The following is a 12,439-nucleotide window of genomic DNA, read 5'->3' on the forward strand; positions in this document are numbered from 1 at the left end:
GACCGATGTAGTGAAGGAAGTCGGTGGGGGTGGTGAGCACTGACTCCAGTTCGTCGGTCGAGAGGTTTCGATGAACGTCGATATCGAACGCGAGTTCGTCCCTTTTGCCGTAGAGGTCGTCCCCAGCGTCGAACTCCGGACTCATCTCCTGTTCGTTACAGACCACCGTGATGTCGATACCGTCCGTCGATGACGACCGCTCCAATTTGTTCTCGAAGGCGCGTTTGATCAGTTTGTTCGCGCCGATAGGCATCCCATGACCGAGCCACGCGTGTTCCAGTGCGTCCGTCGACGTCGGTGCGACGTACGGGTCGGACGTCGTCTGTTGTTGCCCTCTCTGTGTTTCCGTTCCTCGCAGGAAACTGTCGATCGGCTCCGGCGTCTTCGGTATCGACCGGCGATGGTTCTCGTCCGGCGTCGAGATGAGCGACAGGTTGTTCACCAGATACGGAATCGTCTCGACGTTGGCGATATCGTTCGTGACGGTCGTCGATAACAGCCACGTCGGCACGTGTTCTCGGATAACGTCGAACGGGATGTCGAGATAGGTCTCGACTTGTTCCGCGAGGTCGCGTTCGTACAACTCCTCGAACGACACGTCGAGGAACGGTTCGACCACCTGCCGCTCGTGAAGCGATATCTGGTACAACCCTTCGGTTCGCGTCACACAGTCGAAGAACAACGATTGGACGAGCACTCGTTCGATCTCACCCTCGTACCCCCGTTCCGGGTGGTCGAGCGGGTGAACGAAGCCTCGGTCCGTCACGAGCCTCGGTTCCTCGCCCGGAACGATAGTCGCTCCCAGATAATAGGCGAGCGAACTCGCCGAATAGATCATCGGCAGTTCCGGCGGGAGTTCTATCCGAACACCCGTCTCCGGCGGTGTCAGTTCGTCCGGAACGTGTAGTTCGTCCCCGAGTTCGATCTTCGGGGGATGACCCCTGAGTGACGGCAACGACCGCTCACAACTCAGCGTCTTCAGCGACGATCCGAACGTGGAGACGGCGGCCATCACGTCCGCCGGTTCCGCCGTCGTCGTCACGGTCCCCTCGGGGAGTTCGTGATACGACCGTGCCCCGATTCGGACCACCGTCTCCGTCCCGAAATCGAACTCCATCCGGTCGGTCGATGACGCGATGGTCAACTCACCGTCAACCCGCAGATAGATTCGAATCGGTGCGTTCAGTTCGACGAGATACTCGCCTTCGGGGAACTGTTCGTACGAAAACTCCCCGGCTTCCGCCAGAACCGTGCCGTCCAGCGAACGGACGTGCGTGATAACGATGTACGGAAGGACGAGTTTGTCCGTCCTGATTTCTGCCGCGTTGTCGACCGGGAAGTAGAACTGGTCGTCGTCCGCCGGAAGCGGACTGACGGAGGTCGGCGTCCGAATCGGGAACTGGCGTCGGTGAATGGGGTCGACGATGGTCAACCCCGTTTGCTCGACACTCTGTCGAAATATCGGTTTCATTTCACTTTGAGGGCTCGGTTTCGGGCTGTAGCGCTACGACGATACCGTCAACGGTGGGGTGCGAACTCCGTCGGCACCCTGACCGGAAAACGTCAGAGCGGGAACCACGTCGTCGTGTGGCTCGTCTCGTGCAGATGCCATCGCTGCTTCGGTCCGTCCGGGTCGAGCTTCAGTTCGATCGTTACGTCGAACAGCGGCTCTACGGCTTGAACGGAATCCGAATCGAACGCACCCGGGAAGATGTACTGACCGATCCCGGACAGTTCCTCGACGGTTTCCGTGATCTTCCGCAAGGAACGTTCCACAGCAACCGACCCTTCCTCGTTCGAAAGCAACTGTAACGAATCCAAACAGAACCGTAGCTCCCCCGGCTCGAATCCCCGATTCCCGTACTGGAGTTCCAATAATTCGTCCTGAATCGCGGTTTGGAAGTCGTCGAGCGACCCCTCCACGGACGAGGCGGACGGTCGGTCCGGAAACGCGTTCGATTGTGCTTGTGTCGCCGAGCGCACCGCCACTTCGTGGGTCAGGATGTGCGCTTGAGCGGGATTTGCGTTGGCACGTGAAAGACGCTTCCGAGCCACGTCCACATCCCGCCCGTACAGCGCGAACAGGTGGGTCCTGTCGTTGGATGGCGCGCCCAAGAACTGCACGCTCAACTCCTCGAACAGATCCGCCGGAACGTCGCCGGTGAGCAGTAGGTTCCCACCGGTCCGTTTCAACCGACCGAGTTCGGATTCGATTTCGACCGTCCCGTCGCTGCTGGCGGTGATGTAGTGACCTGCGAACATGAACGTCAGCTTTCCGCTCGCGCGGGCCGTTCCGTCGGCGAGCGGTTGGAACAACTCCTCCAACGCGTCGGGGTCGATACACCCGTACAGCGGCTCCGGAATTTCGGTGGAACTCACCCCCGAACACTCCACCATTCGCTGAACAATAAACGAACCGAGCGCTTCCTCACTTCCCCAATCGTAGTGGAACCTCATCGGCTCCTCTACACCACACATGAACGGCGATGTAGCACTCTCCTCCATTGAACCCATAGCTCTGTAGTCATACTACCCCGACAGTCAAAAGCGCTTTTGATGCTTCAGATCGATATTCGATACCGTATGAGTTCACTATCCGATACGAAAATCGGTCCCAATCACTACCGTTTTGGATCGGCGTTTACCGTCACCCCGCCACGCCATATTCGAATTCTATCCTAAAAAAGCAATATTATTTGTTTAGCAAATAAATCCTCGTGTATCGGGTAATTCATACTTCCGAGCGTCGTAAAACGGGTATGGGTAACACGTCGAACGACGGGCAGGGGGTCCGCATGGAGTTACTGCAATTTTTGGATACGGTAGGTCCAGACGTGCTCCTCTCCACACCGGACGCGGTGTACGAGTTGCTCAAAAACGAACAACGGCGCCACCTCGTACTGTTCCTTTCCGAGCAGGAAACCGCGACCCCGATTTCACTGCTCGCGACGAACGTCGCGAGTCGTTCCCAGGGAATACCCGTGACGGACGTGACACAATCCGAGCAGGAATGGGTACGGATTCGCCTGGAACAGGAACACCTGCCGCGACTCGCCGACTACGGTATTCTCTCCTGGACGTACGGGGAGGATATGGTCGACCCGATTCCGTCCGTGTTGCCCTCGGACGAAGAGTGACGGCCGACGGTTCCCACTCAAACCGTCCCACAAATCGCGCTGCTACTCGTTCGTATCGTGTGGTTCACCAGTGACGAAACCGGTTAGAACGTCCACTACCAAACACCCCACAGTGCAGAACACCATCGACTGGCTGCGCGGGCGACCCTACTACGAGGGGCAGATCGCCCGCCACGAGACGCTTCCGGGGAACGACGGCGAATTTCGGGATATCCCGCTCGAATCGCGGTTGGAATCCGCCCTCGAAACCCGTGGCATCGACCGACTCTATCGCCACCAAGCCGAGGCAGTCGAGGCGGTTCGCGGCGGGGAGAACGTCGTCATCGCCACGCAAACCGCGAGCGGGAAGAGCCTGGGGTACACCATCCCGGCGTTCGAACGCGCGATGGACCACGGCGGGCGAACGCTCTACATCGCACCGCAGAACGCCCTCATCAACGATCAGGAGGAGACATTGGACGGCCTCGCCCGCGACTTGGGGTTCGGCAGTCGCGTCTCGGTCGCCCAGTACACCGGCCGACTCGACAAGAACGAAAAGCGGGACGTGCGAAACCGACAGCCAACCGTCGTCCTCACGACGCCCGACATGCTCCATTACGCCCTGCTTCCCTACGCCCACCGGCTCTGGGATTGGTTTTTCAAGGGCCTGGAAACGGTCGTCATCGACGAAGTGCACGAGTATCGGGGCGTCTTCGGGAGCCACGTCGCGCTCGTCCTGCGCCGACTCGCGCGGATCTGTGACCGATTCGATTCGAATCCGCAGTTCGTCTGCTGTTCGGCAACCATCGGCAATCCAGTCGAACACGCGAGCGCCGTGACCGGCAAGTCCGAGTCCTCGTTCGGCCTCGTGGACGAGAACACGAGTCGCACCGGACCGACCCACTGGCTCCTCTGGAACCCGCCGGAGTACGAGGACGACCGCTACGGCGGCGCGAAACGCCGAAAGTCGAATCACGGCGAAACCAAACGCATCTTCGCCGACCTCGTCACCCGCAACTGCCAGACGCTCGCGTTCACCCGTTCCCGGCAGGGTGCCGAACGCTACGCGATGGAGAGCGCGGACGAACTCAGGAACAGAGGGGAGCGTTCGCTCGCCAACGATATCGCGGCGTATCAGGCGGCCCTGCGGAACGAGCGCCGCCGGGAACTCGAAAGTGGGCTCCACTCGGGAGACGTGCGCGGTGCGTGGAGCACGAACGCGCTGGAACTCGGCGTGGACATCGGCGGATTGGACGCCGTCCTCCTCGACGGCTATCCCGGTACGCGCATGGCGGCGTTCCAGCAGGCCGGACGCGCCGGGCGAGGAACCGAGGCCAGCCTCGTCGCGTTCGTCGCGGGCGAGGATCAGTTGGACCAGTACCTGATGGCAAACCCGGACGAGTTCTTCGCGGGCGACCCGGAACGGGCGGTCGTCAACCCGGAAAACGAGGAGTTGCTCCCGGAACACGTGGTCTCCGCCGCCCGCGAAACGTGGCTCTCGCCCGAGGACCGGGCGTACTTCGGTGAAAACTTTCCCGACCTCGTCGCCGCCCTCGAATCGCGGGGGGAACTCGAACGCCGCCAAACGAGTGGTGGCATCCGCTGGACGTACGACGGCGACGGAAGCCCCCAACACGAGATGAGTCTTCGGACCATCGACGACCGTGAGATCGACCTGTTGGACCGTTCGAACGGGAACGTCATCGCCTCGCTCCCGTTCAGCGACGCGCTGAACGATGCCCATCGCGGCGCGATCTATCACCAGCAGGGGCAGTCCTACGAGGTCGTGGACCTCGATCTGTCGCGGGACGTGGCCGAACTCTCGCCGACGTGGGCGGATTATCACACCAAGACGCTCACTGACAAGGAGATAACCGTCGAGGAGGACCTGTCGGAAAAGACGCTCTCGACCCGCGAGGACTGTACCGTCCGCTTCGCCGAGGTGACGATGCGCGAGCAGATCACCGGATTCGAGCGACGGGACGCGAAGCGAAACGAGACGCTCGGCCGCGAATCGCTCGACCTGCCGGAACTCACGCTCCGGACCAAAGCGCTCTACTTCACGATTCCGGACGACATCGAGCGCGAGTTGCGGACGATGGACGGCGATTTCAACGGTGCGATTCACGCCGCCGAACACGGGATGATTTCGCTCTTCCCGCTGGACTTGCTCTGTGACCGTAGCGACATCGGCGGTCTCTCCACGCCGCTCCACCCGCACACCGGCACGAGCACGATTTTCATCTACGACGGCTACCCCGGCGGCGTCGGACTGACCCGAGAAGGCTACGAAACCGTCGAATCGCTCATGAAAAACACGCGGGAGATGATTCGCGCCTGCGACTGCGAATCGGGATGTCCCTCCTGCGTACAGTCGCCACAGTGTGGCAACGCGAACGATCCGCTCGATAAGGAACTCGCCGAACACCTCCTCTCAGATCTCACGGACTGAGTCGGAAGCCTTTTAGGCAACCCTAAACCTAAATTAGGTTAGCCTAAACATGGACGACATCCTCCGGCAAACCCGACGCGAAATCGAGGAGTTGGCCGCTGACTCCGGTTCGTTTTCAGTCACCTGTGCCGAAACCGGCGAGTGCCCGACGCCGATCACGGGCACCCGATTCGAAACACACGACGACGCCGCGCGTGCCGCCGACCTCGCACGCGAGTACCGAACCGCGCTCCGAGAACACGACCCCGACGTTCCCGAATATCGGTTCGTCGTCACTGAACTCCCGACCGATTCCCTCCAAATGGTCGGCGTCCGCGAGCGAACGAACGACGTTCGAGCCAACGGGCTTCCGCAAACCGAGCGCTCGGTCACCGTCACCAGCGACCGTGACGGAGCGTGGCTCACGATGAAAAACGCGCCGCTCGTCCATCTCGCACGGGACTGTGGTCCGGTCGGCGACGCCGCCGTCGGCCGTCAGCTCGAATCGAAACTCTAAGCTATCGAATCCGCTCCCGAAGCTCCGGGATGAGGTCGAACTCCCCGTTCGTATCGCCCAGCACGAGCAGAGAGAAGTACCCGGTGTACGCCTGAATCGGCACTCGAACCAGCGCCAGTATGAAGATGGCACAGACGATGTAGGCGACGAGGAGCACGACGAACACGGCTACTATCGCCGGATTCGACAACATCACAGCGAGCGCGCCGAACCCGCCGAACGCGACGATCAGCAGGATTGCGACGATGGCGAACGGAATGAGGACGACGATGGACAGAAAGCCGCCCACGAGCGAAACGACGAAACTCGCCGCGATGGCGATGAAAAACCGGAGGACGAGATATATGCCGTACTGTTTCCACTCGCGCTTGAGCGTCGGCCAGAACGCCTTCCACCCGGCGAGCACACCGCCTCCTCGAACCATCATCACGGGAACGACGAACGCCTTCGTCAGCGTGTCGACTAACGCGACGAAGAAACCGAGGACGAACAGCACCGGCACGAGGAACAGCAACGGTCCGAGCGCGACGTTTTCCGGTCCGTTGAACAGTGCTGGAACGGTGACGAGTACGATACCAGCCACTGGCAGGAGGACGATGAGAAAGAGGACGAGTTGGAAGACGAACAGCGACAGCCCTTGGCCGAGATACGACTTCGCGTATCGGCGGACGTGAACCCGTTGTGTTCGAAGCGACTCCACGAACGCGAACTCCATTATCGCCCCGATTGCGGTGAAGAGCAGGCCCAAGAACACGGCGACGACAGCGAGGATGACGAGCACCGTCGCGACGTTTTCCCAGGGAATCGAGAAGTTACCCGGAGTGACGGGGAACGAACCGCCCGACTGTGGGGAGAACTGCATGTTGGTTTGCACCGGCGACGCCGTACTCGTTCCGCCGAGAAAGAACACGATGACGGCGAGCCGAAGCCACGTTCCCGCATTGAAGGGGAAGAGCAATTCGCGTGTCCCTTCGATGGCGTCCTCTAACGCGTCGACGGCGTACCAAGACATACACGGCTGTTGTCCGTCATAACTGATAAACTATCGGACAGTCCGTGGCTGAAAACTCAGAGGGAGCGATGCCACAGGTGGGCGATGTACTCCTCGGGTAACAACAGTACGTTGTAGGTGAACGTCGTCTGTACCCCGACGACGAGAAAGGCGAGCAGGCCGTGCAGCACGAACGTGAGGAGGTAGCTGACCAGCAGGTTACCGATGGTGGCGAAGACGTGGACGAACGACGTGGCCGTCATCTTCTTCTCCATGTCCGGTTCGGCAGTTACGTCGCCGAACGTGAGGAGCGCAAGCAGTCCGAACGCCACGATGGCACCGCCGACGTACGCGAACACCTCGGCCGTCGACGGGGTGCCGAACTGGCTCAACAGGAGCCCGCCACCGCCCCAAATGGAAAGCGTGTAGCCATATGCCCGTGCTTCCGAGAGCAGGTTTCTGGAAAGCCGGCGCTGCGGGTTCATACCTGCTATTGATTCGACTGAAAGAAAGGCGTATTGGGTTATTCGCCGATCGCGTCTTCGATCTGTGAGCTGACCGTTTGACACAGGATCGCCGAGAATCCCGTTTGGGAGCTCCAAATCGCGCTTTCGTGATCACCGAGGATGCTGATGAGGACGGTATCGTCGTCCACGATGAGCATGCGTCCCGCGGGTTCGGCGTGGGGTTTGTCGTGGCGGATGACGACTCGGAGATCACTGAAATGTTCCTGCATCGATGGGTCCTGGGAGATGATGAGGACATCGACGCCCGCATCCGACCGCTCGTGGAGGATCTCGACGAGCCGATCCGTGTACAGCGACTCGTCGTGGAGACCGAAGACGATCCTCGATTCGGCCTCCTCCATCAGCTGTTCGATTCGACTGGTGACGGCGTTCTCGCCGTCGATGGACCAGACGTCCTCCCGCTCGCTCTCGGTATCGACGAACTCGTTCTGTGCCGATTCGAGGTAGTCGAACGCGCGTTGCTGTGCGCGCTCGAAGCGGTCGCGGAGGTGCGATTTCGCCGCCGCCAAACTCACGGGGCGATACTGGATCGGCTTTGACTGTTTTACCTCCACGAGTCCGCGTTCCTGGAGATCGTCCGCCGCACCGTACACCTGTGATCGTGGCACGTCGGTGACGCCATGGATGTCCCGAGCGGTTCCGATCCCCAACTTCTGGAGCGCGATGAACACCTTGGCTTCGTAGTTCGAGAGACCGAGGTCGGTCAGCGCGTCGATGGCGTCAGTTTCGTCCATTTCAGTCCTCACTTGGAGATGTGGCTGCGTCGGACTTGGTTTCGATGGTTCCGCGCGCACCCGGTCCGAAGTAGCGCGTCCAGACGACGAGCAGGCTCGGGAGCACTAGCACGCTCGCGATGAACGCGTAGATGATGGTCAGTCCGGTGATGATACCGAACTGCTGGAGCGCGGGGAGGATGGCGAAGGCGAGAACGCCGAAGCCACCCACGGTCGTCGCCGCACTGCCGAGCAGCGCGCCGCCCGTCCCGGTGAGACTGACCTCCATCGCCTCCCAGACCGACCCCTGTCGTTCGAGTTCCACGTTGTAGCGTTCCGAGAGGTGGATGCTGTACGCGACACCCAACCCGACCGTGAGGCTGGTGATCATCCCGGTCAGGATGTTGAACGGCATGCCGAGCAGGTACATCGTGCCAAGAATCCACGCCACGCTGAACACGACCGGGAGCAACGTGACGGCACCGAGGGTCGCACTCCCTTCCGTGAGGCGGTAGATGAGCATCAGGAAGGCGAACACGGAGACCATCGTGATGATGAGGCTCTCGATGACCGTGTTCAACAGGTCCTTCTGGATGATTTCGAAGACGATGGACTGTCCCGTCGCCGTCGCTTCGAGGCCGTCGAAGGAGTCCGCCACGTCACGCATCTGCGTCGTGACGGCCGAACTCGACGCGCCGCCCTTCAGCGAGATGGCGACGCGAAGCGCGTCGTAGTCCCCGTTATCGCGGTGAATCACACCGGCCGCTTGGTCCGGCGCGGCGGCGAACAAGCCGTCGTACACCTTCTTCAGGTTCTTGTCGGGTACGCCATTGCCGTCCGTATCCGCCGCGGTGAACGTTTTGTTGAACGTCGCGTTCTCGGCGGCGACTTGTTCCATCACCGACAGCGGGCCTTGAACCTGGGGTTCATCGTTCGAGAGCTTGATCGTCACGTCCTTCTTGCCCGCTTTCTCCTTCGCCCGATGCACCTGTTCGAGGGCGTTATCCTTCGTGATATCCCCCTGTACCAGTATCTGTGCCTGTGAATCCTGCCTGACGAAGTTGTCGTTTACGTAGTCGAGGTTTTTCTTGGCCGAGTAGTTCCCGGGCTTGAACGGTTCCGGAAGCTGCTTCGTCCAGTGTGGCGGGCTGTCCGCGAGGAAGTCCGTCTGCGAGAAACTCGTGTCCACTTTGGTCGCCCCGTAGCCACCCGCCGCGCTGACGAGCAGGGTGAGGACGATGACCACGAGCGGCGCTTTACGTGCCGCCGTCGCACCGACCGTCAGGACGCGTCCGAGGACACCACCGCCGGTTCCGAACGCATGCTTCCGGCGATTGAAGCCGCGCGATTCGAGGAACTCGTCGGATTCGACTTTGAGCGCCGGAATCAATCCGCCGAAGATGACGAGCGCCGCGATGATACCGACCGAACTCACGACGCCGAAGTCCTGAATCGGTGGGAGCGGGCTGACCATGTTCGAGAGGAAACCGATGACCGTCGTCGCGGTCACCCACGTCAGCGCCGCACCGACGCTGATGAGCGCGACGCGCATCGACCCGCGAACGTCCGCATCGGGGTGCTCTTCCCGCTCCTCGCGGTGGCGCATGAAGACGTGAATCGCGTAGTCGATCGCCAGCCCGATGAGCAGGACCGGCACCGCGATGAACATCTGGTTGAAGGTGATACCGGCCCATCCCATCGCGCCGAACGTCCAGACGAGGACGAAGACGATACCCACCACACCCAGAAGGATGTCGAGCAGGTCGCGGTACGCGATGATGAGCGTCAGGATGACGAACAGAAGCGCCAGCGGGCCGACGATGGCGAGGCTATCGGTCATCGACTGGTTGATCTCCTCGCTGATGATACCGCTCCCGAAGACGAGCGCGTCGTCGTTGAACTCGTCGTTCGCGATGGTTTTCATCCCCTGTTGGGTCGAGACGAGGATATCGGACGTGTCACCCTCCATCGACGACTGGCTCTTCTGTTTCTGGAAGACGACCATCATCGTCGCGTTGGCCGTGGTCGATCCGGGGTCGTAGGAGGTCGGCATGAACGCCAACGCTTGGCTCGCCATGCCGCTCGAACCGCTGCTGTCGCCGGAGAGAACGGTCTTCGTCACGGAGTCGATCTGCGACTGGTTCATCGACTGCAACTTGTCGATCTCCTGGGCGAGCGTCGGCATCAAGCCGTTTTGGAGCGCCTCCTGTCTCTGTTGCAGTTTCTCGCTCTGCTCGCCGAGTTTCTGGTACTCGTCGGCCAGCACGCCTTGCGTGCCGAGTTTGTACACCTTGCCGAACTGCGACTGAATCTCCCCTGCCTGCTGCTTGTAGGTCGATTGGTTGATCTGCCCCTGCTGGTAGGAGGCGTTCAAGCCGTCGAGTTTGGCCTGCAAGCCGCGTGCCTGCGTCGCCGATTTGTTGAACGTCGCTCCCTGTTCGGCGGAGAGGTTTGCGGTCGCCTTCGTACGCACTCCGGAGAGTTGTGCTTCGATCTTCGCGGACTGGTTTTGGTACGCCGCGTCGTTGACCTGTCCGGATTCGTGGGACGCGTTCAACTGATCGTATTTGGCCTGCAGCCCGCGCGTTTGGTTGAGCGAATCACTCAACCCCTGCGCCGTTCGATTGAGCTGTTGGCTCCGCTGTTTGAGTTCCGCACCATCGGCACGGAGTTCTTTGACCTTGTCCTGTTGAATCGCGGCGATTGCGATGACGTTTGCGACGCCGCTGGTCGATGTCCCGTTCGACAACGTCGAGTTGATAGTCTCGTTCTCGTGCAGGCGCTGTTGGAACTGCAACGAGTTCACGAGTTCCTTCTTGCTCAGAACGTTATCGCCTTTGACGATGACCTGTACTGTCGTGGTGTTCTCGTTTCCAGTCGAGAAGTTCGAGTTGATGAAATCCAGCTTCTTCGCGGCCGAACTGTCGCTCTGGAACTGGTCAAGCGACGACGACTGCTCGATCATCGGTGCCCCTGCACCGAGGAGCACAGTGATGACGAGGAGCACAGCGATGACCGCTCGGCTGTGCTCGGTTACCTTTCCGAAAACCCGGTCGAGGAGGCTCACGAGCGCCCTCCCGGGCCATGACGATATTGAATCATAGCTGTTGTTAGAATACTACTGACAGCGTTGCCAAAAAGGTGGAGGATTCCATTCGGAGCATGACATGAAGACACAGACCACCTTCTCGAAAGGCGAGTTGTTGGCGAGATAAAGCGGCTGATATCACAGTCGTCGGACGGTTTGCCACCAACGTTACCACCGTGCTCGATGGAGAGTCATCTGATGATAAATCTGCTCACCGTCCTCGGGATACTCGGTGGAGTATTCCTCCTGCTGATGAACGGTTTCTTCGTCGTCACGGAGTTCGCCATGACGCGGGTTCGGCAGTTCGACAAGGCCGAGTTCGACGAGTCGAAAGGGCTCCAGCGCGCGTGGGAGATGACCGACCGCCTCGAGATCTACCTCTCGGGGTGCCAGGTCGGTATCACCATCGCCAGCGTCGGACTGGGCGTGGTCGCCGAACCGGCGGTCGTCGCGGCGTTTCATCCGATCATCGACGCCGTCGGGATCGGTAGCGGGTCCACCGAGGCCTTTTCGGCGATCCTCGCGCTCGCCGCCATCAACCTCATGCACATCATCATCGGTGAACAAGCGCCGACCTACTTCGGCATCGAACGAACGAAGTTCGCGGCGCGATACGGGTCTGGAGTGCTGTACTGGTGGACGAAACTGATGTACCCCGTCATCATCCTTGCCGACAAAACCGCGAAGGGACTGCTCTCGCTGTTCGGTATCGACATCGAACGCTCGTGGACCGAGGGCGAAGAGGGCGAGGACGGCGAGCAGGAAATCGCGAGCAGGGCCGACCTGCATCGGCGGATGGGGGACGTTCTCGCCGCAGTGGAGGACCTCCCGGAGGAACGGGAGCAGGAGATCTTGGCCGCGCTCCAGATCGAACGCGTTCCGGTCCGGAACATCATGATCCCATGCGAGGACATCGTGGCCCTCTCGACCACGGAGTCGATCGAGGAGAACATCCGACGGATGCGGGAGACCCCCGTCGTTCGATTTCCCCTCATCGACGGGTCGCTGGACGAGTTTCGGGGCATCGTCTACGCACCCAGCATCATCGGTCAGTAC

The 12,439-nt window shown here is 60.6% G+C and carries 10 protein-coding genes; 4 read left to right on the forward strand and 6 right to left on the reverse strand.

Annotation, left to right across the window (positions count from 1 at the left end):
- Positions 1 to 1,432, reverse strand: a 1,432-nt coding sequence (locus tag WBV42_RS09230; RefSeq protein ID WP_423985763.1) for a hypothetical protein, incomplete at its 3' end; no start/stop codon positions are given.
- 131 nt (positions 1,433 to 1,563) lie between these two features.
- Positions 1,564 to 2,514, reverse strand: a complete 951-nt coding sequence (locus WBV42_RS09235; RefSeq protein WP_423985764.1) for a DUF7504 family protein — start codon at positions 2,512 to 2,514, stop codon at positions 1,564 to 1,566.
- Positions 2,515 to 2,759: 245 nt separating this feature from the next.
- On the opposite strand from WBV42_RS09235, the gene WBV42_RS09240 reads away from it, so the two are divergent.
- From WBV42_RS09240 to WBV42_RS09250, 3 genes are all read left to right on the forward strand, one after another.
- Complete coding sequence (locus WBV42_RS09240) at positions 2,760 to 3,137, forward strand: DUF7344 domain-containing protein (protein WP_423985765.1); 378 nt, start codon at positions 2,760 to 2,762, stop codon at positions 3,135 to 3,137.
- 112 nt (positions 3,138 to 3,249) lie between these two features.
- Positions 3,250 to 5,568 (forward strand): DEAD/DEAH box helicase, encoded by a 2,319-nt coding sequence (locus tag WBV42_RS09245; protein WP_423985766.1) that lies wholly within the window; start codon positions 3,250 to 3,252, stop codon positions 5,566 to 5,568.
- A 49-nt stretch (positions 5,569 to 5,617) separates the two neighbouring features.
- Entirely contained in the window at positions 5,618 to 6,064 is a 447-nt protein-coding gene (locus WBV42_RS09250) for a DUF7552 domain-containing protein (RefSeq protein WP_253228635.1), read from the forward strand.
- Between the two features lies 1 nt (position 6,065).
- Here the strand turns inward: WBV42_RS09250 and WBV42_RS09255 are convergent, their stop codons facing one another.
- Genes WBV42_RS09255 through WBV42_RS09270 form a run of 4 tightly spaced genes read right to left on the reverse strand, consistent with a single transcriptional unit; the run spans position 6,066 to position 11,362 of the window.
- Positions 6,066 to 7,076, reverse strand: a complete 1,011-nt coding sequence (locus WBV42_RS09255) for a DUF7544 domain-containing protein (protein WP_423985767.1) — start codon at positions 7,074 to 7,076, stop codon at positions 6,066 to 6,068.
- Positions 7,077 to 7,132: 56 nt separating this feature from the next.
- Positions 7,133 to 7,540 (reverse strand): hypothetical protein, encoded by a 408-nt coding sequence (locus WBV42_RS09260; RefSeq protein WP_423985768.1) that lies wholly within the window; start codon positions 7,538 to 7,540, stop codon positions 7,133 to 7,135.
- Positions 7,541 to 7,578: 38 nt separating this feature from the next.
- Entirely contained in the window at positions 7,579 to 8,316 is a 738-nt protein-coding gene (locus tag WBV42_RS09265) for a TrmB family transcriptional regulator (RefSeq protein ID WP_066138353.1), read from the reverse strand.
- A gap of 1 nt (position 8,317) precedes the next feature.
- Positions 8,318 to 11,362, reverse strand: coding sequence for an MMPL family transporter (locus WBV42_RS09270; RefSeq protein WP_423985769.1), 3,045 nt, complete (start codon positions 11,360 to 11,362; stop codon positions 8,318 to 8,320).
- 219 nt (positions 11,363 to 11,581) lie between these two features.
- On the opposite strand from WBV42_RS09270, the gene WBV42_RS09275 reads away from it, so the two are divergent.
- On the forward strand, positions 11,582 to 12,439 hold an 858-nt coding region (locus WBV42_RS09275), incomplete at its 3' end, for a CNNM domain-containing protein (protein ID WP_423985770.1).

Source organism: Haladaptatus sp. (genome assembly GCF_049589095.1).
Lineage (GTDB): Archaea > Halobacteriota > Halobacteria > Halobacteriales > Haladaptataceae > Haladaptatus.

Excerpts from the sequence above, each read along its gene's own strand:
- WBV42_RS09235 (WP_423985764.1), bottom strand. The coding sequence starts at position 2,514 with ATGGGTTCAATGGAGGAGAGTGCTACATCGCCGTTCATGTGTGGTGTA.
- WBV42_RS09240 (WP_423985765.1), top strand. The coding sequence starts at position 2,760 with ATGGGTAACACGTCGAACGACGGGCAGGGGGTCCGCATGGAGTTACTG.
- WBV42_RS09250 (WP_253228635.1), top strand. The coding sequence starts at position 5,618 with ATGGACGACATCCTCCGGCAAACCCGACGCGAAATCGAGGAGTTGGCC.
- WBV42_RS09255 (WP_423985767.1), bottom strand. The coding sequence starts at position 7,076 with ATGTCTTGGTACGCCGTCGACGCGTTAGAGGACGCCATCGAAGGGACA.
- WBV42_RS09260 (WP_423985768.1), bottom strand. The coding sequence starts at position 7,540 with ATGAACCCGCAGCGCCGGCTTTCCAGAAACCTGCTCTCGGAAGCACGG.
- WBV42_RS09265 (WP_066138353.1), bottom strand. The coding sequence starts at position 8,316 with ATGGACGAAACTGACGCCATCGACGCGCTGACCGACCTCGGTCTCTCG.